The following is a 24,874-nucleotide window of genomic DNA, read 5'->3' as shown; positions in this document are numbered from 1 at the left end:
CCTTCAATTTTTTATGAATAAAGTAATCTTACCAATCGAGTGTAGCTTTAAAAGCAGTCGCAAGATGTTCAATCTTACTTCTTACTATACCGAATGTTCCTTCCATGAGACCGAAGGAATCTCCGCCTACAGTCATACCTATACGCTTGCAAATCTGCCCTGCAAACAGGTCTTCAAACTTTGCAGCGTTCTCAGGTGCAACTGTTACCGCAAAACGACTGGCAGTTTCACTGTAAAGAACGGAAAGAGTAGACATGCCATATTCAGTCGGCACGGAACGCAGATCAATTTCACAACCAATGCGGCCACCGATGGACATTTCAGCAAGAGCAACACCAAGCCCACCGTCTGACAAATCATGACATGATGAGACAAGTCCCTGACTCATTGCGTTATTCAAAGTGAGATAACGTTTCTTTGCAGTTAGAGCTTCAACCTGCGGAACAATATTATGGCTGAATCCAAGCTGAGAAGCTATCTCTGAACCGCCCATCTCATTGCGGGTCAATCCAAGAACATATACGAACTCACCTGGCTTTTTAAAGTCGGAGGTTACGCACTTGTTAATGTCTGGGACAGTACCCACAACGGAGAATAATACAGTCGGTGGAATTGAAATTTTAACTCCTCCGCCTTTGTAGTCATTCTTCATTGAGTCTTTACCGGAAATACATGGTACTCCGAAAGCACGGCAAAAATGCGACAAAGCCTGATTTGCACGAACAAGCTGAGCAAGTTTGTAGTGACCGTCGGGAGTTGACTCAGACTGAACCGGATCGCACCAGCAGAAGTTATCAATACCGGCCATATGGGTAATATCACCGCCAACGGCTACGGCGTTTCGAATAGCTTCATCAACAGCGTTAGCCATCATCCAGTAGGTGTCCAGATCACTGAATTTTGGACAGATACCATGTGAAACAACAAGACCCTTGTCTGAATCATAATCAGGTCTGAGTACACCGGCATCAGCAGGTCCGTCTTCTTTCTCACCAACCAGAGGCTTAACTACACTTCGTCCCTGAACCTCGTGATCATATTGGCGGATAACGTATTCTTTACTACAAATATTGAGTCTGCCGAGCATATCCTTAAGCAGAGCAGTATGATCTTCGACTACAGGCTCGCCACTTGATTCAATAACAGGGCGTTCCCATACAGCTTTCAGCTGCATCTGAGGAACACCATCATGGAGAAAATCCATGCGCAGGCAGGCAACAGGCTTTTCACCATAACGGATATTGTAGAGGCCGCTATCGGTGTAAGTTCCAAGAGCAGTTGCTTCAACATCCATTTCATCAGCCAGAGCCATAAACTCGTCCAGCTTCTCTGGAGGAACAGCGAGAGTCATGCGCTCCTGAGCTTCGGAAACAAGAATTTCCCACGGTTTAAGACCGTCATATTTAAGGGGGGCTTTAGCGAGGTCAAGATCACAACCACCGCTGTCTTCCGCCATTTCACCAACAGATGAAGACAGTCCTCCTGCTCCATTATCGGTGATGGCATTGTACAAGCCAAGATCACGGGCACGCATAAGGCAGTCGTACATTTTGCGCTGAGTAATAGGGTCTCCGATCTGAACTGCAGTTGCAGGCGAACCTTCGTGCAGTTCTTCAGAAGAAAACGTTGCGCCATGAATACCATCTTTACCGATACGTCCACCAGTCATTACTATGATATCACCGGGAAGAGCCTTTTTCTCATAGCTGAGGCGTCCGGCAGATTTTACCGGCATGGTTCCTATAGTTCCACAATAAACTAGTGGTTTACCAAGATATCTTTCATCGAAAACAATAGAACCATTAACTGTTGGAATACCTGACTTGTTACCACCATGCTCTACACCTTCACGTACACCTTCGAACACACGACGCGGGTGCAGCAGACGTGGAGGAAGCTCTCCTTCATGAAAAGGAGAAGCAAAACAAAATACATCTGTGTTACAAAGCAGATTTGCGCCAAGGCCGGTTCCCATAGGGTCACGGTTAACACCTACAATCCCGGTCAAAGCTCCGCCGTAAGGGTCCAGAGCTGAGGGACTGTTATGAGTTTCCATCTTCACACAAACATTGAGTTTATCATTAAACTTGATAACCCCGGCATTATCTTTGAAAACGGATAGACAGAAATCATCATCACCCTTTTCGGCACGGATTTCCTTAGTGGTTTTCATAATGCATGTTTTATAAAGGCTGTCTACGGTACTGGAAAATCCGGTTTCCTTATTTTCATATTCAATCTTTGAACTGAAAATTTTATGCTTACAATGCTCGGACCATGTCTGTGCAAGAGCCTCAAGTTCAGCATCAGTTGGTGTAGCTGTCAGCCCCATTTCTTCACGCTGCTTAACAACTTCAGGGTCAGCATAGTAATCACGGATGCCATGAAATTCTTCAAGACTCAGCGCCAGAGTATTGGCACGGCTGAAAGCAACCATTTCATCATCATTCATTGAAGCAAGATCAATTGTGGCAACTTCATCACTGGCTTTTCCGGTAACTCGTGCCGCTTTAGCTTCAAAGCCGGGGGACTGTATCCACTCTTCGGCTGAACGAATCTCGTAACGCTGAATGAGTTCGTTTGCCAGCAGGTCTTTGGCAATATGAGTAATTTTATCCAGACCAAGATCTTTGGAAAAAATATACTGAGTGGATGTATATACTTTAATAGTAGAAGCATCAGCCGGCCCAGTTACCAGAACAACTGACTCCTTGGCGGTACGGCCTTCGTTATCAGTAACACCTGGACGAAAACCAACTTCAAGATTCCATGCGAAATCTTTAGCCAGAGGTTTAAGTGAAGAAATATGTAATACGGGATCATGTAAGACGCCCATTTCCAGCACTTTTTCAATTTCGTCTTTTTCAAGACCTTCTACAGTATATACTTTGATCGTCCGGACTTCGCCGGCGTCAATACCGAGTTCTTCTTTTATCTTGTTGGAAACTTTATGTCCGTGAACATCGCGAACATGGTCTTTGAGTGCGACCTCGACACGCCAGAGCATGGCAATCTCCTTAAAATTAGTTGTATAAATCAAATCAGGACCTACTTGGCCCAGACCAGTACATTTCCGCCTAAACCCTTAGCTTCATAAACGGCCTTGTCTGCCCGATTAAGCATACTTACAGGGGTATCACCGTCCTGAAGCAAGGTCAGCCCTCCGCTGATGGTTACTTTACCTAAAAATTTGTTCTCTATTCTGAGCCGAATCCTACCGCTTATCTTCTCGAGTGCCTCAGGACGCACTTCAGTAACAATCACAGCAAATTCATCCCCTCCGTACCTGCACGGAAAATCCATACCTGCACGCAACTCAGCTTTTAAAATCTTTGCTACGCTCCTTAAAACATCATCTCCAGCAAGATGCCCTTCTGTATCGTTGACTGCTTTGAAACCATCAAGATCAAAAAAAAGTAAGCCGATGGGGCGGCCTGTCCTGTTACTGCGAGTGATCTCACGCCCGAGAAGGCTATTAAATTGAGTATGGTTATAAATATCCGTAAGCCCGTCAAAAACAGCCTGTCGTTTCAATTTATCTTCAAGCCGTCTTATATGAGTCAGATCACGGGCAACGATCAGATGTTTACCGTCTCGTCCTGACAACTGACTGATAACAAGTTCAAATGGCCTTCCAGCTGTATCAGTCCGCTTAAGCAAAACCTCAACTACACTTTTTTTCTGCCCAAACAGCTCTGGACCCCATACTCCTGTGAAAGTTTCGCCTGGTTTTGCAATCTCGAAAAGATTCCTGCCTATGAAAATTTTTGAAAAACGGGCAGAGGCATAATTAATATTTCCTCTTATATCTACAGTAAAAACGATGTCACGCATGGAATCAACCAGACCTTCCAGAAAATCTCTCTGCTTAAGCGCCTGAATCTGGCTCTCCGAAATTTCCCGGATATCTTCCATTACAACAGTAATTAGCTGGTCTCCACCTTTGTTCTGCTTACTTGCAGAGATATAAAGACATGCATCTCTAGGCAACCCATCTTTGCGAAGGACTACACACATAATTTTACTAAATGAATCTTTATTTTCGTTTTCAAGAAAATCACGCCAACCCTTTCCAAGATCGGCACTAAGACCAGTTTGAAAAAGGTCACTGAAACTCTTTGTTACAGTTAACGCATCACGGCCAAGGAAGCGCCCCATCTCTTCATTCATGTCAAAGAGCATTCCGCTTATATCAAGAGATGCAACACCTAGTGGCAAAGCTTCAAGAATAGCGGCTCTGTCTTCAATGAGATGCTGTTTAGCACAATAGTGCTCATAAGCTTGACCGATAAATTTAAAATAGAGTTTTAGGTTTTTCTTCTCTTCCTGAGCCAGACCTTTTGCAACATAACGAAACTGGCCCAAAAGGATATTACGGCTTGTAATATCTATACTCCCGCCACGCATGGTCCATGGTAAACTATTTTGAACACAACTACCTGCGACCTTTATAAGACCTGAACTTGAAGCCTGAAAAAGATGAAATGAATCCGTGTGTGGGGATTTCAAAGCCAGCTCCCATTCAGTCATATCCCAATTCAATCTTATATGGCGCCCCATAATCTGTGCAATAGATTTGACGCCTCCTTCAGCTGTGAGCAGCTCAAGACTCAAAAAATAATTAGACTGAAGGCTTTTTATAGAGTGTTTATAAAAATGTCTCTCGATATCACCTTCTTCAATTCCCAAAGTGGATAACATCGACTGAAACTTGGTTCTGCATAAAGCGCGGAAATCCTCAAGAACATCTTCTTCCATATGAAGAGTACTTTGAAGCTGCATTTCAAATTGCAAAACATTGAAGGGCTTAGAATCATTACCAAGTTCCATCTCTGCCCATCTCGTTGCCAAAATAATCGCCTGAGTAGGCAAATCAAAGGAATCAATTTCATCCATACAATGATGATTTCGCAAAGGAGAACAATCCAAATTGCTCATTTTCCACCGCGCGAGCAACAGCTGACTAAGATCACCATGAGTCATACCCCAAGAGTCATTTTCAGCTTCTACCTGCCCAGGATACGACATTGCAACGGAATCTAGTTTTGCAAGATCAGGAATTTCTTTTGGTGCGGCACTCCTCAAAAAGAGCAAAGAAATATCTTTTAGAAGACAGCACAAGTAGACCTTGTCAACTTGTTCAGGACATATTCTGGAAGCAATAAGTTGAGCAGCTATAGCTCCCCACACAGTAAGCATCCAATCATTGTAGACCTTATATCCGTCATCTTCAATCTTACTTGAAATATGTTTATGATAGCTGACAGTTACAGCAAGATTAAGAAGCTCTCTAGTCCCTAAAACGACAGCAGCCCTTTTGAGATCAGAAACTTCCTGTGATAATCCATAGAAAGGAGAGTTTACAAGTGTAAGAATAGTTGTTGAAAGTACAGGGTCCATGCTGATGATCTCACCGAGAACGGCAAAGTCGGGTTCAGTCTTACTGGCTTCCTCCATCAACTGCAACATTACAGGAGGAAAGCTAAGCTTCATCATCAACCTTGGAGATTCAAGGATTTCATCAAGACTCATTGCTTCCTGCTCCTTTTAAAAAGACACCTACTTGCTTCGGGTCAACACAAAATCAGCTGCTAGTTTAAGCACTCTGCTCTCAACACTATCCGGAAGTGGGGCAAGACACTGTTTTGCTTTTTCAATGTATTCAGCTGCAGATGCTCTGGTTTTGGCTCCGAACTCATGCTTTCTAATATCTTCAAGAACCTGATCACGCCTTTCGTCTGAAAGAGTACGATTCTTAATATGAGCAAGCAATTCTTCTGCCTCTTTAGCTTGTAACATCTCAAGATAAAGAATCAGCGGTAAAGTAATCTTGCCCTCTTTCAAATCACCGCCTTCGGGCTTACCGGTATCCCCGGAAGGAGACTCATAATCCAGCGCATCATCAACAAGCTGAAAAGCAATACCCATGTTCAAACCAAAATTCCCTAAAGCATCTTCAAGCGAGCGGTCATCACAGGCTAATGCAGCACCAATACGGCACGAAGTTTCAATAAGCCGTGCCGTCTTGCCTATGATAATTTCCATATAGATTCCACGATCGACCATGGGTTCTGATATGTGGGCTATCTCTCTGATTTCACCTTCAACTGTCGCCATAATACCTGAAGCCAGAACAGAGCTGATTCTGGATTTTCCGTAATCTGCGCCGATACGGTTGGCTAGTGCCAGAAGAACATCTCCGGCAAGAATTGTTTCGGTTGTTCCAAATACTAGATGTGAAGCTTCAACCCCTCTACGCAGATCGGCATCATCAAGTATATCATCATGCAAAAGTGTTGCAGCATGCAGAAGCTCCAGAGAACCGGCTAAAGGGTACAGGTCATCCTTGGAATATCCCAATCCTCGTGCAGAAAGAATGGTGAGTATTGGACGAATCCTCTTACCAGGGGCAAGAAGTACGTGCCGTGCCACCCCTTTCACCAAGCCTTCAAGTTTAGCGGTCTCCTCATCAAGAAAACCGTTAATTAGAGGCAACTCCTTTTCAAAATAGGCTAATAACTCAGTCATCCGCGTTTGAATTATCCCGGTTACGAAGGATCAGTTAAAAATATAAAAGACTTATTTTACAATCCAGGAGCAAACACGGCCAAGCTCGGCCAGTGCCCCGCGCAAATCCCAGTCTTCGGTTTCCCTTGATCCCACAAGGTTTGAAATGGTTCTCACCTGACATATACTAACTCCGGACATGGAGCAGACATACGCAGCTGCAAAACCTTCCATATTCTCTATATCTACTGCAAATTTTTTTCTAAACCTGTCAGCACCATCTGCCGTGGCGGTTACTCCGCTAACTGTTAAGGATATAGCTTCGGGCAGTTTTGCCAATCGGTCAAGTCCTGAGTTCACAAGACTTACTCCAGACATTAATCCAACTCTGTCCCATACAGACTCACCATCAATCTCAGCAAGACAAAATCCGAGCCCCCTAGGATCAATTTCATCCCCGGACTTAAGCCCGTATTCAGGCCATATTTCAATTTTTACACTGCAAGCAGAACCGACAGGAAATCGATCAGGAACAAAAGTTCCGGCAACGCCGGCTAATATAACAAGTTCTGTGTCATACTTTGCCAGAGTATAGCCTAAAGCAAAAGAAGTATTGATTACCCCGATCCCTGTCACCAACAACAGTCCCGGTTTACCTGAAAAAGAGAACTCGACAGGAACTCCCGGTTTCAGTGCAGGCAAAGAACAGACTCCTCCAAGAGAAGCCTTCATCTCCTTGACTGTAGCTGTGACAAAAAGAATCTTTTTCAACGACTAAAGTCTCCAGTGAGCAATTCCTGCTGCTTCCATTTCTTTGCGGTCATAAAAGCACTTAACATCAATGACTAGAGCTTTAGCAGGATCTCTAAACCAGCTCTTGATTTCATCAAGACTCAGTTTACGATATTCATCATGAGATACGGCAAGAACAACTGCATCGAGATCGTGAAATTCCTCAAAAGAAACCAATTTAATTCCGTATTCCTCTACAGCCTCTTCAGAATCTGCGTAAGCATCATGAATAAGGACATTAACGCCAAAAGACTCAAGTTCTTCAACAACATCAACAACCTTTGTATTACGCAGATCAGGAACGTTCTCTTTAAAAGTCAACCCAAGCACGCCAACACGTGCATTTTTAACTTTGCTGTCGCCATTAATCATATGTTTAATGGTAGTATCAGCAATAAATTTCCCCACAGCATCATTGATCTTGCGTCCAGCAAGAATAACCTGCGGATGATGTCCAATCGCTTCAGCCTTGGTAGTCAGATAGTAAGGGTCAACACCGATGCAGTGCCCACCTACCAGACCTGGACGAAATGGGAGAAAATTCCATTTTGTTCCTGAGGCTTCAAGAACATCCAGAGTATCAATATCCATGCGGTCAAAAATCATCGAGAGTTCGTTCATAAGAGCAATATTGAGATCTCGCTGAGTATTCTCAATGACTTTGGCAGCTTCAGCAACTTTGATGCAGGAAGCTTTATGGGTACCAGCAGTAACAACAGTTGAATACAGCTTATCCAGAAGATCAGTAACTTCTTCATTGCACCCGGACACAACTTTGACAATAGTCTGTAAGGTATGCTCACGATCACCCGGATTGATACGCTCAGGAGAATAGCCTACTCCAAAATCTTCACCGTATTTTAAACCGGATTTTTCTTCCAGAAGAGGAACACAAATATCTTCAGTAAGGCCAGGGTATACAGTCGACTCATAAACAACAACTGATCCGGGAGCCATGTTCTCTCCAACCATTGTTGTCGCGCCGACAACAGGACGTAGATCAGGATTACGGGCTTCATCAATAGGAGTCGGAACAGCAACGATTATTATACCGCAGTCTTTAAGCGCAGCAGGATTACTGCTGAACTCAACATAATTATGAAAATCTGTTTCCAGCACCTCATTAGTGCGATCATATCCTTTACGAAGTTCCGCAATGCGTGACTCTGAGATATCGATTCCCAGAACCTTAAAATGACGTCCTAAAGCTACAGCCAGAGGAAGCCCGACATAACCTAGTCCAACAATAGCAACAGTGGTCTTTTTGTCTTTAATATCTTCAAATTTAATCATAATTTCTTATCCTTTAACTTTTTTAATCCCGATAAGGATCAAGCTTGGCACAGTATAATAATTCTGACCTATAAATTTTATAAAGATACTCAGTACCAAAGGGGGTGGACATAATTTACCAGCACATATACATAACAAACATTATGAATATTGATTGGTCATTTCTACTGTCTGCCCTTGGTCTGGCCTTCATTCTTGAAGGAATACCTTATTTCATTTTTTCTGAGCGTATGCCCAGAATACTTATATCTATTATCGAAAAAGGACCGAGGCAGTTACGTATTCTCGGCCTTATAGCCATGATCTTCGGATTGTTGCTTATATCTTTCGGACAATCGCTGAGTAATCTTTAACCTTATTCAGCAGGTTTCTCAGCTACATGAATGTAAACAATCCCTGAAAGCATAGGAATAAACATCACGCGGTCAAATCCTGACCTGCGCAGCTCTTCGCCAAGAGTTCTTTCGTCCGGAAAAGAGCGAATGGTATCTGCAAGATACGTATAAGCTCCAGAATCACCGGAGACAACTTTCCCTAAAAGCGGCAGAACCTTGTTCAAATAAAAATTATACACACCTTTCCAAATTCTCTTGCTCCCTGATCCGAACTCAAGAATACAAAATCTTGCTCCGGGCTTTAATGCACGCAATACTTCACGATACGCATCTTCGCGGGGAAGAATATTCCTGATACCAAAAGCAATGGTGGCCCCATCAAGGCAACAATCAGGCAGAGGTAACTTTTTGCCGTCAGCCTGCACAGCAGCTATCACTCCGCTTCTTTTTTCATGTTTACCTTCAAGTTTCTTCCCCTTACCACAGGAAAGCATGGGGTAAGCAAAATCCATAGCCAGTACCTTGGCATCAGGGTACTGCCGTGTAAGCTCGACAGAAACATCCAGCGTTCCAGCTGCAAGATCGAGCACAAGTCCGTTCTTTTCCGGACGTACAAGTTTAACCAGCCTATAACGCCAGTACACATCTTGCCCTGCACTCAGGAAATGGTTCAGAAAATCATACCACCCGGCAATACGACCGAACATGGCAGCAACTTTTTTACCGTGCTCCTGATGTGATAATTGCGTCATCTACTTACGCATCTCCCTTGCCATTATCGGCAAGAACTTTCTCCTGCTCCATGACCGAGGCGACTACGTCAGCGTAGATTGCACTGAAATGCTCTGAAAAATTTGAGGGTGAAATCCTGCCAACTTCAATGAATTTGACAACAATTTCCTTAGTAACCTGTAAAGCCTGCTTCTGAATTTTGTCCATTTTTATGTATCCTTGATTCAGCATGAAAAACCCCGCCCGGTGGGAAATGGCCACGACCTCCACAGGTAGGGCGCCGGGCGGGTAAAAAGAAAGAAACCATTAAAGCACCCCTCTTTTGTGAGGCTCTTTAGCATGAGACCTCTAATTAGTCGACCCGCTTGTTGGCGCAAAAAAGATGAAAACCAGCCACAGTCAGAGTTATTTTTTTCAATCTTCTAAATTAAAAGAGGTCCGCCGGATGGCAATTTCCAGCGGACCGTCAAATAAACAGCTTAATATAATAATTAATCTTCTAGTTCACGGGCTAGAGCAGCAATTTCTTCACGAATAATACGTGCTGCTTCTGCCGGAACTGCTCGCTCGAGTTTTTCGGCTAGAACATCTTCGATTGTTGATTTAAAAGAGTCCTCAATAGCACTCTTCATTTCATCAACCTTTTCGGAGAGACGTGGACGAAGATAATCTTCAATATCTTCAGTCAAACGACTCCTTATACGATAGAAAGCAGGGGATTCTGGATCAAGTTCTCTTTCAAGAGCACTGCTTACAATCTCTCCTAAATCAGGCGTAGATTCAAGTTTTTCTTCTGCAGCTGATATACGCTCATCATAGCCTGAAACTTCATTTAACCGCTCTTCCAGTTCAGCTATTTTTGGATCATGATCTGGAATATTATTAAACTTATCCTCGTGAGAAACTATACGCTCCTCAAGAACAGAAACTTCATTCAAACGACTATCCAGTTCATTCAGTTTTGATTCATGATCCGGAAGGTTATTAAACTTATCCTCGTGAGCAGCTATACGCTCCTCGAGAGAAGAAACTCCATTCAAACGACTTTCCAACTCTGAAATCTTTGACTCATGGCCTGATAGACTTTCAAATTTGGCATCAATCGCAGCAAATTGGGATTCAGATTCAGCCTTGATTTCAAGTAATCCTACCTGAATATGTTCTCCAACCCTTTCCTGTACATCGTCGGCTGCAGCGGCAGCAATAGCAACGACAGCTGCGGAACCAGGCCTAAAGGCTTCACTTAATTTCTGGCTTACTGCGGACTCTATTTCAGTTCCCTGAGAAAACCTTTCCTCAAGAGACTGCACATTCTCAGTTAAAACAGAGAAAGTTGTTTCCAGAGAATCAATCTGTGAAAAGCGCTCAATGGCGGCTTCAAGAGCAGATTCAAGTGTCGCAATTCTTTCATTTGCTTCATTCAAGGAAATTTCAAGACTTTCAGATCGTTTAGCTGAAGAAGCTATTCTATCTTCAAGTGCTGAAACCATTTCTCCCTGCTCAACATCATCAGTTGACGAAGAGTGATCAACAATCAGAGCCTCAATATCAGGCAATCTTGTTTCAAGAATATCAACTCTATCCACCAACTCTTCAATACGTGCAGAATTAACAACTACGTCCTGCATATCAGTTGGACACACAACTAAATCTTCATTTCCGTCTGAATCTTCTTCATCAAAATCAGAAAAATCTATTTCAGTATCCTCAAGCAGCTCACCAAGATCAATATCATCGTCTTCAAGATCAAGGTCTTCACCTTCTACGAGCTCAAGATCATTGGTAAAATCTATTTCAGGATCAAGAACTTCTGCAACTTTCTCAGCAGCAGGAATTTCTATCTCAACATCTTCAACTGCTTCAGGAACTACTTCGTCTATTTCATCAAGGTCGACAGACTCAACCTCGACAGCTGGCTGACTATCTTCTGCTGAACCAGAGTCATCAATTTCAACGAGAGGCTCAAGACCTTCTTCAGACAGTACGACTTCCTCATGCTCTTCACCAAGAAGACCTTCAATATCACCGTCATCAAGAATATCTTCACCAAGAGCTCTTAAATCAACATCATCTTCGACGTCACCAAGAAGATCTTCAAGGTCATCCATTTCATCTGAATCAGAATTTTCAAGCAGTGAATCAAGATCGCTGACTTCAGTATCTTCATCAAAAAGAGACTCAATATCTCCTTCATCTGGAGGAACTGTTGCATCACCTCCAAGATCATCTATAAGCCCGTCAAGGCCGTCAGCATCAAGCTCTCCGTCACTTTTTGTCTCGGAAGTAAGAAGCTCTTCCTCACCCAGATCAAATTCGATATCATCTTTGTCATTTTCCGAATACTCATCAACAGAAATTTCGGGCAGGTCAGAAACATCAGTTTCTTCTGCTAAATCAAGAGTGTCTTCAGAATCAGCAACATCATCAAGGACGAGCTCATCTTCATCGGTAAGTTCTAAAAGATCATCAAGATCAAGTATGTCTTCGTCATTATTTTCTTCAACTATATCAGAAAGATCAAGAACATCATCCTCATTGTCATCAGCGACTTCGTCAAGCAACAGAAGGTCATCACCTCCTTCTTCCTCAACAGGATCGTCTAGTTCAATAAGGTCATCACCGGAAACTTCTTCTAACACATCATCAAGAACAAGAAGCTCCTCATCATCGCTGCTCTTAACAACGTCATCAAGAACGAGCATATCATCTGAATCGTCCTCAACGCCAAGTTCAGGCTCTTCCAGTTCAAGGTCTTCAGAAAAAAGGTCTTCAAGCTCCTGCTCGAAGCTTGCATCAACATCTGCAGCAGGATCAGCAAGAACTTCTTCCGCAACTTCGCTAAGGTCGAGAACCTCTTCCTTACCTTTCTTTTCCGGTGAATCCGGGGTCATAGGCTACCCTCTGTAAAAATTTAAAAAGGGGACAAGTTGCCCCCTTTCATTACAAATCAAAAAGACTTATTTCTTAGGGTGACAATCGCCACACTTAGTGGGGCCGGTATTCTTCTTAGCTTTCTTCATAGCCTTATGACAGCCTACGCAGCTGTTATCTTTTTTGGCATGAAAAGCAGAGTAAAAAGAAGTAGGTTTCTTCTTGCCTTCTTTGCTGACATCAATATGACAACCTTCACTGTCACATTTCTTAATAGCAGCTTTTCCGTCCCATGTATGGTGACACTTTGCACAGTCTATAGCAGCATGCCCCTTATGAGAAAAATTAACAGGTGATTTGGTACTCTTAGCACCAGCAGGTACTTTGAGAACCATATCACTAGGTGCGTCTACAGCATACAGGCTGGGAAGAGCAAATGCACATACCAGAGCAGCTGTCACCATGCCGATAAGCAGGGTCTTTTTCATCCTCAGTTCCTCCTTAAAAAAACGTTAACCTAATTACAGTCTTCTTGTGGATTTAATTTAGATAAAACACCATGTCAAGCATGCACGCATAAAACAGAGCATTAATTTAGCGGTATCAAACACTTATAATACGTCGATTAGATATCATACTTGTTTGAATAGCCACGCGGCGTAAGCATCATTTCTCCGCTAATCCGAGTAGAGCTATTTCCTATAATCAAAACTGTTTGCATATCAACGTCCTGTTCATTCATAGTCTCAAGAGTTGCTATCTGCACTTTCTGCCCGTCACGATAGGCCTTATTAACTATCCCCACAGGAGTTGAGTCTACGCGATATTTTCTTACAATAGCAATAGCTTTTCCAAGATTTTCAGGTCTATTCTTTGAGCGTGGATTATAAATAGCAATAACAAAATCAGCGTCAGCTGCTGCTGCAAGACGTTTCTCAATCTTTTCCCACGGGGTAAGTAGATCACTTAAACTGATCGAAGCAAAATCATGCATGAGAGGAGCACCTAGTAAAGCCGCAGCAGCGGTAAAGGCAGGAATCCCCGGTATCACTTCAAATTTTACTTCATCAAATAATTTTCCCTTCTCAAGAAGCTCCATGACCAATCCAGCCATAGCATAGATTCCAGGATCACCGCTACAAACCATTACAACATTTCTTCCGGAAACAGCCGATTCTACGGCTTTTCGGCAACGCTCAACTTCAGCCATCATCCCTGTAGAGAGCACTTCCCGTCCTTCAAGCAGGGTTTTAGAAATAAGTTTTACATATCCAGTATAGCCTACTACAGCGTCAGCGTTTTCAATGGCATACCGAGCCTGCGGAGCAAGTAAACAATCATCTCCGGGACCAAGTCCTATAACCCTGATACTGCCTTTGCCAGAGCTACTGTCACCCGTGCACTTTTGGTTTTGGGTATTAATATTCCTTTTGCATTTGCCAGTTTCATCGCCGCTGCTTCGCATACGCTGCCGACTCCCATATGTTTCATCACCATGCCTGAGGGCTTAGTAACTGTAATTTCATCAAGTTCAGCTGCACTGAAAAAATTTAAATCAAGTCCTAAAATATCAGCAGCTTCAATAAGTCCATCTTCATCGTTTTTTGCGTCAATTGTCCCCATACAGAGGACAGACTGGACCGCAACATCATTTATCTTCAAAGTAGATTCAATAAGTTCCAAAATTTCTTTTGCAGGCACTCCCCTGCGGCACCCGACACCAAGAGTCAAGCACCTTGGATAAAGGCATAGCACCGATTCAGGCAAGTCGCTTCTGCGCCAGTCAATATGAACACCACAGCGTAATCCACGAAGCTCTTCAGCCGTATCCACTATGTAAAAATGCTTACTGCTTTTTTTAATTTTCATAACCCCGTCAGGGTCATAAACTGCGACCTTCACACCATCAAGCAGGGCCGCATTAATATGTTTAATCGATCCCAAATCACCTATTACCAGACCTCTATCTTTAGCCAATAAATCTATCGATGGCACCCCGGCACAATCAGTGGCTGTTGTAATAACCGCAGTAGCCCCGATAATTTCTGCAATCAATCCGGCCAACTCGTTAGCTCCGCCCAGATGACCGGAAACAAGACTCACTGCAAAATGCCCTTGCTGATCCAGAACAACAATCGCAGGGTCCTCAGCCTTATTTTTCAAATGAGGAGCAATAGAGCGCACAGCAATTCCTGAAGCAGAAATAAAAATATGCGACCTGTAAACTGAAAATTTGTCCGTAATCAACTCTGCCAGATAATTAAACGGAATATCACCTTCAACAGCATAGCGCTCCAGCACATAACTGTCAGCTTCAAGCGAAGCCTTCAGCCTATGTGCAAGCAAAGCCCCCGTTGCTGTCAAAGAATATATAGCTATTTCATTTGGCATGATTCTGCCTTGCAAAAACTCCAGTAGCTTCTCTGAAAGAAAATACCGAGTCACTGAGAGTTACATTTTCCAGACCAAAAACAAGTTAACCTTGAGGCCCAGACCACCAAATTCTAGTTAAGTAATCTGCCTTGATTTTTTCTTGCAGGCAATGCGGAGCACAAAGTAATTTAGCACCTTAAAACACAAAATCCAGAGAGGATAATTTTTACAAAATTATCCTCTCTGGATACTATCTACAATAAGACTAGCCCTTAAAACTTTTTACAGCTTCAAGAGTGGCTTCATAGTCTTCTTCAGAATGCGCAAATGAAGTAAAAGTACATTCAAAACTTGATGGAGCGAGGTTAATTCCTTTTTCGCGCATATGGCGATAAAATGAAGAATAAATATCGGCATCCCCTTTTTTAGCTGATTCAAAATCGGTAACAGGCTGCTCAGCAAAAAACAGGGTAAAAATAGAGGCGATATGATTAAGCACGATTTTGAAACCATTAGCTTCAAGGGCAGACTTCATATCCTCAGCAAGTTTAATAGTACGCGCTTCAAGAGCATCGTAGTCATGTTTCTGCAGCGCACGAAGAGTTGCTATACCAGCGGCCATTGCGACAGGATTACCTGACAGAGTTCCGGCCTGATAAACATCTCCACACGGAGAAATGCGGCTCATATATTTTTTCTTACCGCCGTAGCACCCTACAGGGAAGCCGCCACCGATTATTTTACCCATTGTGGTCAAATCAGCGTCTATGCCGAAGCGAGGTCCTACACCACCTGAAGTCACCCGAAAACCGGTTATGACTTCATCAAAAATAAGCAGCGCGCCGTATTCATCACAAAGATCGCGCAAACCCTGTAAAAAGCCTTCTGCGGGCAAAACAAGCCCCATGTTTCCAGCTACGGGTTCCACGATGATAGCCGCAATATTTTTGCCTTCTTTCGCAAAAACAGCTTTGACAGCCTCGAGATCATTATAAGGAGCAAGAAGAGTGTCCTTTACAGTTCCTTCAGGAACCCCCGGAGTACCAGGAATGGAAAAAGTTGCTAACCCAGAACCAGCGCTTGCTAAAAAGCAATCGCTATGCCCATGATAACAACCCTCGAATTTCAATACCTTATCACGTCCAGTAACGCCACGGGCCAGACGGAGAGCACTCATAGTTGCCTCAGTTCCGGAGTTGACCATGCGCACCATCTCAATAGACGGAACCATTTTGATAATCTCTTCCGCAAGTGTGATCTCATCAGGACAAGGAGCGCCGAAACTTGCGCCCATATCAACAGCTTTATGAGCGGCCTTTTTAATATCTTCGTAACCGTGACCGAGCATCATCGGTCCCCAACTCATAACATAGTCGATAAGTTCCTGACCGTCAGTAGACCACATACGACTACCGGCGGCCTTTTCGATAAACAGAGGATCGCAACCAACACTTTTGCATGCTCTGACTGGGCTATTAACACCGCCGGGCAGAACGTTCTGCGCCTGTTTGAAAAGTTCAGAAGATGAAGTCATAAAAGGATACTCCTTATCTGTATATTTAATTTAATCAATTTTACATGTTAACAATTTAAAATGGCTATTTTCTTTCAAAATAAACCATTGAGGTCTTTTTCATTTCCTTAAGACTGCGCAAGATGCAGTGATCGGTAATACCAGTCTGCTCAATAAGTTTATTTACCACTTTTCCACAATCCTCAGGACCTTTTCCGTGAATCATTGTGTATAAATTGTAAGGCCAGTCATCATATGTTCTGCGCAGGTAGCAATGACTTATTTCAGGGCGTGCTGCCATAATTTCACCGATCTTTTCAGGATTCTGATCAGCTTCAACCCTCCAGGCAACCATTGCATTTGCGCCATACCCGGCTTTCTGATGGCGCAAGGTAGCACCGAAACGACGGATAATTTTATCATTTTTAAGACGGCTTAAAAGATCGACTACAGCCTTTTCTTCACATCCCACCTGTTCTGCTATATCCGCATAAGGCGTAAGACTGTCAGACAGATTTGTACCTGCCAATGCCAGAATATTGTGTTCCAATTCAGTAAATTTCTTAGCCATATTTGATCCTTAACTATGACCGAACCACATGGATACGGGCCGGATTTGTTTTTTATTCAGTCGGTGATACCTGTATATTGTTCCATCCTCAAGAGCTGAACTGAAAATATTTATTTTATAGGTCCTCTTAACGGCCAGCACTATTTGCTTTTTAAAATTGGTGATCATATTTACGAAAATCATAAATTTAAAAGTATTCCTATTATGAATCAGACCAATCCAGCTTAGACAGAACGACTGTAATCTCCCTCTTTAAGCTTGACTACAGCCTCTCCCAAAAGTCCGTCCGCCTCATCAAGCACTTGAGTTATTTCCTGAATGCTTGCGCCATCCAAATGTATTCCACATGAAACTGATACCGTACAATTAAATTCAACAGCCAGCTTATACGCAACCTTGCGAGCAAGTTCATCTTCCTTATGTCCGGTCACTGTGAGTAAAGAAACGGACGCATCAATTTTATCACAGCCACTCAAAGCACGATGAGAAATAGCGAGAGCAACAGCTCCTATGTGCGATTTATCTCCCCCACCAATGCTGACGCATAAATCATTGCCCATACAGATTACATGCATCCGTATGCTAAAACGGAGAGTATTTCTTTCAAGAACGATCATAATTCACCTGTTACTTTCCATAATCTGTAGATTCTATTTTTCATTTCTATCAAAATTTATATATTTTTTTATTAACCAAGACAAACTATCAAGAATAACCATAAGTCTTAATTCTTTTAGAACAATTTCAAATAATAACTTTTCAGTTTTGATCTTTAGCTTTCATTTTTGAACCAGTTGCCAAAAACCTTCTGGGTGAGTAACATTAAGTAGTTATTGGTAAATCTAAACATTTGAGACATAACCCAATTATATTTTAAAATATATTTCTTAAGGAGCTGATATGAAAATTGCTGTTATCGGAGCAGGAGCATGGGGCACAACTCTAGCAAATACTTTAGCCAAGAAAGGCTTAGACACATATCTATGGGTGAGGGAACAAGCGCTGTGTAATGAAATAATGGAAACAGGCTATAACAAAATTTTTCTTCCTGACTATAAACTTTGCGAAAATCTTAAATGCAGCAGTGACCCTGAAACCGTTCTTGGTGGAGCCGATTATTTTGTTTTAGTTGTACCAAGTCAATTCATGCGTGATGCTTTGATTAAATTGAAACCCTATTTCCCTGAAAAACCAGCAGTAATATGTGCCAGTAAAGGCATCGAGCTTAAATCAGGAGCTCCCATGTCACAGGTTATAAAGGAGAGCCTTGAGGAACTCAGTCCAAGATACGGACACATTTCCGGGCCTACTTTTGCTTATGAATTAAGTGCAGAACTGCCGACTTCAATTGTTTTAGGTTGTGAAGATGAAGCTCTAGCCAGAGAAGTTCAGGAAATATTCTCTACTCCTTATTTAAGAATTTATACTAATCCGGATTACCGTGGAGTTGAGATTGGTGGTGCAATCAAAAACATTATGGCTATTGCGGCCGGCATGGCTGACGGACTTGAATTTGGTAATAATGCCAGAGCAGCCTTAATTACCAGAGGTATTGCTGAAATGAGTAGACTTGGAGTTGCTATGGGAGCACAGGCTTCAACTTTCATGGGTCTCTCAGGCATGGGTGATCTTGTACTAACATGCACAGGTGACCTTTCAAGAAACAGGCAGGTAGGTCTTAAACTGGGTCAGGGACTTAAGTTGAACGAAATTTTAAAGATGCGTATGGTAGCTGAAGGTGTTAAGACCACTGAATCAGTTCACTTCCTAGCCCAAAAAATCGGGGTGGAACTGCCTATTACAGAACAGGTTTATAAAATTCTTTATGAAGATAAAGATCCGGCGACAGCAGTACGTGATCTTATGCAACGAGATCTCAAAGCAGAATACCCCACAAGGAGTTTATAATGAAAAAAATGATTCTTTTGTTCGCAACCATGGCTATTTTTGGAGGGTGTGGGTCATGGCATAATCCTAACATTGTTGACCCATCTAAAGAAAAGGAAATTCTTGCTCAGGATAAGGATTTCTGCACAAAACTGACGAAACAAAATGTACCTGTAGGAGCCCAGACCGATGGAGCACCTCCGGAGCCCACTACCTACGAAGCTGTTTTTTCAGATGATTATGCTTCAGCAAAAACATTTGATGAATGCATGAAAGGGCGTGGCTGGCAAAAATAGCGCTTCAACGCTATCAAACGAATTTTGAAATAACGAAAATCAATTTTACATTATGTCCATATAAGGGTATTGTTTCGCAGTAATTATAGAAACAGTACCCTTATTGTTTTTTTTAAAAAGGAGTTTTTTTGTTTAAAAAATCATCAGAGATTGTGCCTCACGTTGCCGACATCAGGTAACACACTGGCAGCAGGATGATTTGGTTCTGCCACAAGTAGAACCTGCCAGCTCTGCATAAGGAGCTTCTATATCCCTCCCGGCTTTTGCCGTTCCGGGTCTCAGTACTGAGCCCCGTGTGCTTTGTTGTTCCCTATTGTGTCGGCAACATGTCATTGCCAAGAATTCATAATTTATATGTACACCTCCTAGATAGCTTGCCAGCTATATCTATGGGGCAATCTACAGTCAGATACATATTATGCTTCGAACACAATAATAGTAAGTACACTGCATGCAGCAAGATACCTGCTATTTGAATAACAAATACCGGTGAAACCAATGAAGACTATTATCAATACAGAGAAAGACTTTGCAGCTGAGTCTAAACTATCAGCCATGGGCTGGAACGACTTTTTTCAAACACATGTTAACTCATCCGGCATTCCTGCCAGAGTCATTGCTGTGAACAAAGGTCTGTTTCAACTGAGTAATGGTGATAAGTGTCTGCAAGCCACTCTATCTGGAAAAGTACGCCATAATGCATCCTTATCAAATGAACTCTACCCGGTAACAGGTGACTGGGTCCTGACACATGACACGGTCATTACGCAGGTTCTTCCACGGCAAAATGCTTTATCGCGCGGCGCAGCAGGAAGCAGAGGAAAGAACAATGCCACGGCCACGGGCGAGCAGGTTATAGCTGCTAATCTGGACACGGTATGTATTGTTTGCGGATTGGACAGAGATTATAATATTCGCCGCATTGAAAGATATCTGACGCTTATCTATAATTGTGGATTAAGCCCAGTTATAGTTCTGACTAAAGCAGACCTGCACGATGCTCCTGAAAACTGTTTAACAGAAATTGAACAAATTGCTTTTGATGTTCCAGTACATCTTGTATCTGCCGAATGTTCAACGGGATTACTTGAACTTGAACAATATCTAGGTCAAGGAAAAACAGTTACTATGATAGGCTCATCCGGAGCTGGAAAATCCACTCTTTTAAACAGACTATACGGCAAATGTATCCAGACGACAGGCTCTGTGAGCCAGAGCGTAGGCAAAGGTAAACACACAACAACCGGTCGCGATCTCATTTTTATGCCTCAAGGCGGAATGCTGATCGATAATCCTGGTATCCGTGAAATTGCATTTTATGAAAATGACGGAGGAGTGGAAAGTGCCTTTGCTGATATTGAGTATTTTGCGCAAGAATGTCGTTTTTCAGATTGCTCCCACACAAATGAGCATGGATGCAATGTAATGAAAGCGGTTGAAAACGGGGAGCTTTCACAAGCACGTCTGAAAAGTTATTATAAAATGAAACGAGAACTGGCATATCTATCTGACCGACAGAGCAAAAGTTCAGACAGAGTGGAAAAAGAACGCTGGAGAGACGTTTCCCTGCAAATAAAGTCAATGTACAAAAATAGCAGAAAGAGAAGATAACTTAGCTGAACTGGCGAAAACAATCGTATGTAAAACGTACTTTTATAGAGCCACAGGCAATAGTTAATAACTCCGGATGAACCTGAACTCATCAGGTTCATCCGGACCAAATAAATTACATCTTTATAAATCATGATCTAAAGAACAAATACGGAAATATGAACGGTAGCTAAGAAAATTGCTTCTGCTGATACTTTTCTATCAAAGAAATTGCTCTTCCGGTAAGTTCATTAAACTCAGGTTTTGTTATCTGGTCATCAGCCTTTACAGCTTCTCCTTTATGAAAAAGCCCCTTGGTAATCAATGAGGAAAAAAGAATTACAGGCAAATTCTTAAGGTCCGCATGTTCCTTAATATTTCTAGTTAATGTATAACCGTCCATTTGCGGCATCTCGATATCAGATACAACTACATCAATATGGTCAGTAATTGATTTTCCATCATCTTTCGCCTGATTATTTATATTCTGCAAAGCTTCCCACGCTTCAAGGCCATTTTTATATAGCTGAACTTCGAAATTTGCAGCTTCAAAATTTTTATTCAATAAAGCTCGGACTGAAGCAGAGTCATCAACAAGTACAGCAGTATAACTTTCCGGAGCACTATATACGGTTCCATCATTTCGTTCTGCCATTTCAGGGTCAAGTTCACCGAGAATACGCTCTAGATCGATCATCAGGACAAATCTTCCATCAAGATCCACTGTACCGGTGATACAATTTGTATCCATATCAGCAATATATTTATTAGGCATTTTCAAATCCGCCCAACCGATACGGTGGATCTGGGTCACTCCGCTGACAAGAAAACCGGTTACCATATTGTTGATTTCAGTCACAACAATCAGTTCAAACTCTGATTCTTTACGCTCAAGTCCAAGCCATACAGAAAGATCAATAACAGGAAGAATTATATCTCTCAAAGACATTGTGCCAAGATAACTCGGATGAGGAGCGCCCTCGGCAGCTTCCAACCCCGCAGGGGCTTCTACAACCTCAAGAACTTTCGCTACATTGATACCGAAATAATCACGATGATGCTGGCCACAATCCGATTCATTAATATAAAATTCTATAATCTCAAACTCATTCGTCCCAGCATCAAGCAAAATTTCATTATCTGCCATAGCAACACTCCCGAAGATATCATCTCATTTTCTTTCCAGAACTAACCTTTAGGCAATAATTTATAATCACTACTATTCTTATTCAAATACATATCTATTTCTGCCATAAAATCTGGACTTAAAACATATAATTTCAAGCAATAAACCATACCCGTGCATGTTTTGACTTTAGCATAATATCCGCAAACATCAATATCATCCAGCTATTAATGCAACCTCAATATTGCTAGAGATTCTGTATTCATATACAGGTTATGCTGGTTCCACCCAACTAAACTAAGAGGTTAATATGTGCAAATGCTCCGGGCTTATCAAACTGCTTACAATTATTGTTTTAATTTGTATGGGAGGATGTTCTTCACATGAAACAAAACCAACTGTCCCGATAACAGTTTTCAACCCTTCACCCGGCTCATTTAATGTTAATGTTGTATTATTTCAACTTAATGGTGATGGATCTCCTCAAAAAGTTGAGTCCGGAATAGTTCCTATCGAACAAAATGTAATAAAGGCATTGCAGGGAGTTGGCTACAATTATACTCCGCAGGGAGATGTAAACTACCTTATTGAAGCACGCATAGGATCTATCTCACCCAAGCTTGCCGCACAAGCACAGTCACAACAAATAGGTTTTGCATTCGACTCAATTGATGACTGGCCATATTTCAATGAATATCCTGTGTTAGTTCATGAATGGAGCCCTGAAATTCAGCGCATAAAAAGCGGTCCTGATTCCTGTTTTATTACCATGCAGGTCCTTATTAAAGAAGTTAAACAGCAACGTGATTCTGTAATATATCATGGAACACCGAGACCTCTGGAAGTCCCCTTCAGTCTTGGTTGTCCTTTTGATCAATGCGGTCAGGGAGCTGGTCAGGCCTTAACAAATTACCTGCTTCAGCTTTTCACTCATTCAGCGCAGAATTAAATATATATACAAACTTGCCAGAATCTAAACTGATCAATATACTGCGGCTCTTTTGATCAGGAGCCGCTTCCCTTTTATATGGGGAACTTGTTTTAATATATGAATAAATGGAAGGTTTGGTGTGGAACATAGTCGCCCATGGCTGGATAATTATGATTCAGATGTCCCTACGAGCATAGATTTTTCATACCGTCCACTGTTTGAATATCTGGACATGACTGCTGAAAAATGGCCCAAACGTACTGCTATTGAATTTCAAAACTGGTCCATTAATTACATCAAACTTCAACAGACTGTTGAAGTTATGGCCGCCAATCTGCGCAAGCATGGGCTTGAACCTGGCGACAGAGTGGCTATGATGCTTCCCAATACTCCACAAATGATCATGACCTATTGGGCTATTCTCAAAGCAGGCGGAGTGGTGACAATGACCAACCCCCTTTATATGGAAACGGAAATAGTTCACCAGCTGAACGACTCCGGAGCCAAAATAATGATCACGGTTGATCTTCTATGGTCCAAGCTTGAAAAATTACGCGACAAAATACCAGTACGCAAATTTTTCATCACCCGCATTTCTGACACTCTAAATTTCCCTCTAAATATTTTATATAAGGTAAAATGTATGAGGGATAAGAATTCACCTAAAGTTCAATACAATGGAACATCAATAATTAAATGGGATTCTTTACGCTCAGGCAAGGAAAGATATTCCGCCGCGAACGTAAGACCTGAAGACACTGCTCTATTACAATACACTGGCGGCACAACCGGACTATCTAAAGGTTGCATCCTCAGCCACGCAAATCTTGATGCGAACATGCAGCAATGCCATGCAATGCTCAACAAGCTTGGTCAGGATCGAGAAATAGTGTTGGGTATTCTACCATATTTTCATATTTACGGACTGACTGTTTGTCTTAATTTCCCGACATTGTTAGGGGCAACCATGATTCCATTCCCTCGCTATGTACCGCTGGATGTACTTAAAACCATGGATAAACTGAAACCTACTCTTTTTCCGGGAGCACCATCTCTATATATTTCCCTTTTGCAACAAAAAGAGCTTGATAAATTTGATGTAGCCTCTGTTAAATACTGTCTCTCAGGATCATCCCCCATGCCCGTTGAGGCAATCAATCAATTCAAAGAAACCTTCGGTGCAACAATAGTGGAAGGTTTTGGCTTAACTGAGGCATCACCCCTTACGCACCTGAACCCTCTTCTGGGAAAGAAGAAACCAGGCTCTATAGGCATGCCTGTTCCATCAACCGACGCAGCAATAGTCGATATGGAGGTTGGTAGTGTACCGCTTCCTCCTGGAAAAATGGGAGAGCTTATTATCAGAGGTCCTCAGGTGATGAAAGGATACTACAATAAACCTGACGAGACAGCGGGGACACTTCGAAATGGCTGGTTATACACTGGCGATATTGCTTACATGGATGAAGAAGGCTATTTCTATATTGTTGACAGAAAGAAGGATATGATCATTTCCAGCGGGTACAATATTTATCCTCGCGAGGTAGATGAAGTGCTCTACAAACATCCGAAAATTAAAGAGGCTGTGACGGTCGGTCTTCCCCACAAAACACGTGGCGAGATAATCAAAGTATACATTGTGCTGAAAGACGGTGAGTCAATGGACCGTTCAGAAGTTACCGGATACTGTAGAGAAAAGTTAGCTGGGTACAAAGTCCCGAGGAAGGTAGAATTCCGCAAAGATCTTCCCAAAACAATGGTAGGAAAAGTTCTGCGTCGTGCCCTTCGCGAAGAAGAAGCAAAGAAAAACTCAAAATAAATGAGTTCGTACTTTATTTCGAACTTATTTAAATACTTTCGCAATATAAGTGTTGAAATTATCACCATCTAAATAACTATAGAAAAAGTCCTGCCAGTAAACAACTGGCAGGACTTTTTCTTACTAAAGTTTTCCGATTGACAAAAATAATCTTTTTACACACTATAATTCATCAATTAATACAAATAATTATATCAATACAAGCATAATAAATATATATCCGCTAATCTGTCACAAC

General features: G+C 42.2%; 21 protein-coding genes. 6 read left to right on the top strand and 15 right to left on the bottom strand.

The annotated features are described in order from the left end of the window. Nucleotides 1-28 precede the first annotated feature (28 nt). Genes H589_RS0117710 through H589_RS0117690 form a run of 5 tightly spaced genes read right to left on the bottom strand, consistent with a single transcriptional unit; the run spans nt 29 to nt 8,592 of the window. Nucleotides 29-3,007 carry an AIR synthase-related protein gene (locus H589_RS0117710; protein WP_027723272.1) on the bottom strand — a complete coding sequence of 993 codons (2,979 nt, stop codon included), beginning with the start codon at nt 3,005-3,007 and terminating at the stop codon, nt 29-31. A gap of 41 nt (nt 3,008-3,048) precedes the next feature. Further along, nucleotides 3,049-5,532 (bottom strand): HDOD domain-containing protein, encoded by a 2,484-nt coding sequence (locus tag H589_RS0117705; protein ID WP_027723271.1) that lies wholly within the window; start codon nt 5,530-5,532, stop codon nt 3,049-3,051. Between the two features lie 27 nt (nt 5,533-5,559). Beyond that, a complete protein-coding gene (locus H589_RS0117700) occupies nt 5,560-6,528 on the bottom strand; it encodes a polyprenyl synthetase family protein (protein ID WP_027723270.1) in 969 nt (322 codons plus the stop codon). 51 nt (nt 6,529-6,579) lie between these two features. After that, complete coding sequence (gene mqnB, locus H589_RS0117695) at nt 6,580-7,278, bottom strand: futalosine hydrolase (RefSeq protein ID WP_027723269.1); 699 nt, start codon at nt 7,276-7,278, stop codon at nt 6,580-6,582. Between the two features lie 3 nt (nt 7,279-7,281). Next, nucleotides 7,282-8,592: a nucleotide sugar dehydrogenase gene (locus H589_RS0117690; protein WP_027723268.1), complete on the bottom strand. Its 1,311-nt coding sequence runs from the start codon at nt 8,590-8,592 to the stop codon at nt 7,282-7,284. A 143-nt stretch (nt 8,593-8,735) separates the two neighbouring features. On the opposite strand from H589_RS0117690, the gene H589_RS0117685 reads away from it, so the two are divergent. Then, nucleotides 8,736-8,945, top strand: coding sequence for a DUF2065 domain-containing protein (locus H589_RS0117685; protein ID WP_027723267.1), 210 nt, complete (start codon nt 8,736-8,738; stop codon nt 8,943-8,945). Nucleotides 8,946-8,947: 2 nt separating this feature from the next. On the opposite strand, the gene H589_RS0117680 is transcribed toward H589_RS0117685, so the two are convergent. The 9 genes from H589_RS0117680 to lpdD all read right to left on the bottom strand — a co-directional run bounded on the left by H589_RS0117680 (nt 8,948) and on the right by lpdD (nt 17,604). Next, complete coding sequence (locus H589_RS0117680; protein WP_027723266.1) at nt 8,948-9,679, bottom strand: ubiquinone/menaquinone biosynthesis methyltransferase; 732 nt, start codon at nt 9,677-9,679, stop codon at nt 8,948-8,950. 4 nt (nt 9,680-9,683) lie between these two features. Next, a complete protein-coding gene (locus H589_RS0117675; RefSeq protein ID WP_027723265.1) occupies nt 9,684-9,866 on the bottom strand; it encodes a hypothetical protein in 183 nt (60 codons plus the stop codon). Between the two features lie 284 nt (nt 9,867-10,150). Continuing rightward, nucleotides 10,151-12,550, bottom strand: coding sequence for a hypothetical protein (locus H589_RS21170; protein ID WP_027723264.1), 2,400 nt, complete (start codon nt 12,548-12,550; stop codon nt 10,151-10,153). A gap of 66 nt (nt 12,551-12,616) precedes the next feature. Then, nucleotides 12,617-13,018, bottom strand: coding sequence for a cytochrome c3 family protein (locus tag H589_RS0117665; RefSeq protein ID WP_027723263.1), 402 nt, complete (start codon nt 13,016-13,018; stop codon nt 12,617-12,619). Nucleotides 13,019-13,155: 137 nt separating this feature from the next. Continuing rightward, complete coding sequence (cobJ, locus tag H589_RS0117660; protein WP_084147042.1) at nt 13,156-13,995, bottom strand: precorrin-3B C(17)-methyltransferase; 840 nt, start codon at nt 13,993-13,995, stop codon at nt 13,156-13,158. Then, a complete protein-coding gene (locus H589_RS0117655; protein ID WP_027723261.1) occupies nt 13,887-14,921 on the bottom strand; it encodes a cobalt-precorrin 5A hydrolase in 1,035 nt (344 codons plus the stop codon). Before H589_RS0117655 ends, cobJ begins: the two co-directional genes overlap by 109 nt. A 247-nt stretch (nt 14,922-15,168) precedes the next feature. Continuing rightward, complete coding sequence (hemL, locus tag H589_RS0117650; protein WP_027723260.1) at nt 15,169-16,437, bottom strand: glutamate-1-semialdehyde 2,1-aminomutase; 1,269 nt, start codon at nt 16,435-16,437, stop codon at nt 15,169-15,171. A gap of 64 nt (nt 16,438-16,501) precedes the next feature. Beyond that, a complete protein-coding gene (gene ahbB, locus H589_RS0117645; protein WP_027723259.1) occupies nt 16,502-16,987 on the bottom strand; it encodes a siroheme decarboxylase subunit beta in 486 nt (161 codons plus the stop codon). A 224-nt stretch (nt 16,988-17,211) separates the two neighbouring features. Next, nucleotides 17,212-17,604 (bottom strand): prenylated flavin chaperone LpdD, encoded by a 393-nt coding sequence (gene lpdD / locus H589_RS20050; RefSeq protein ID WP_027723258.1) that lies wholly within the window; start codon nt 17,602-17,604, stop codon nt 17,212-17,214. A 283-nt stretch (nt 17,605-17,887) separates the two neighbouring features. Here lpdD and H589_RS0117635 point away from each other — a divergent pair, with 283 nt between their 5' ends. The 3 genes from H589_RS0117635 to rsgA all read left to right on the top strand — a co-directional run bounded on the left by H589_RS0117635 (nt 17,888) and on the right by rsgA (nt 20,781). Next, nucleotides 17,888-18,895, top strand: coding sequence for an NAD(P)H-dependent glycerol-3-phosphate dehydrogenase (locus H589_RS0117635; RefSeq protein WP_027723257.1), 1,008 nt, complete (start codon nt 17,888-17,890; stop codon nt 18,893-18,895). Next, entirely contained in the window at nt 18,895-19,170 is a 276-nt protein-coding gene (locus H589_RS0117630; RefSeq protein ID WP_027723256.1) for a hypothetical protein, read from the top strand. Before H589_RS0117635 ends, H589_RS0117630 begins: the two co-directional genes overlap by 1 nt. A 498-nt stretch (nt 19,171-19,668) precedes the next feature. Beyond that, nucleotides 19,669-20,781: a ribosome small subunit-dependent GTPase A gene (gene rsgA, locus H589_RS0117625; protein WP_027723255.1), complete on the top strand. Its 1,113-nt coding sequence runs from the start codon at nt 19,669-19,671 to the stop codon at nt 20,779-20,781. Nucleotides 20,782-20,950: 169 nt separating this feature from the next. Here rsgA and H589_RS0117620 read toward each other — a convergent pair whose 3' ends face one another. Next, nucleotides 20,951-21,907 carry a chemotaxis protein gene (locus H589_RS0117620; protein WP_027723254.1) on the bottom strand — a complete coding sequence of 319 codons (957 nt, stop codon included), beginning with the start codon at nt 21,905-21,907 and terminating at the stop codon, nt 20,951-20,953. A gap of 289 nt (nt 21,908-22,196) precedes the next feature. Here H589_RS0117620 and H589_RS0117615 point away from each other — a divergent pair, with 289 nt between their 5' ends. After that, complete coding sequence (locus H589_RS0117615; protein ID WP_027723253.1) at nt 22,197-22,835, top strand: hypothetical protein; 639 nt, start codon at nt 22,197-22,199, stop codon at nt 22,833-22,835. A gap of 121 nt (nt 22,836-22,956) precedes the next feature. Beyond that, nucleotides 22,957-24,636: a long-chain-fatty-acid--CoA ligase gene (locus H589_RS0117610; RefSeq protein ID WP_027723252.1), complete on the top strand. Its 1,680-nt coding sequence runs from the start codon at nt 22,957-22,959 to the stop codon at nt 24,634-24,636. The last annotated feature ends 238 nt before the right edge of the window (nt 24,637-24,874 follow it).

Origin of the sequence: Maridesulfovibrio zosterae DSM 11974 (assembly GCF_000425265.1) — a bacterium.
GTDB lineage: Bacteria > Desulfobacterota > Desulfovibrionia > Desulfovibrionales > Desulfovibrionaceae > Maridesulfovibrio > Maridesulfovibrio zosterae.
The sequence above is the reverse complement of the archived record's forward strand: the minus strand, read 5'-3'. Positions and strand labels throughout refer to the sequence as shown.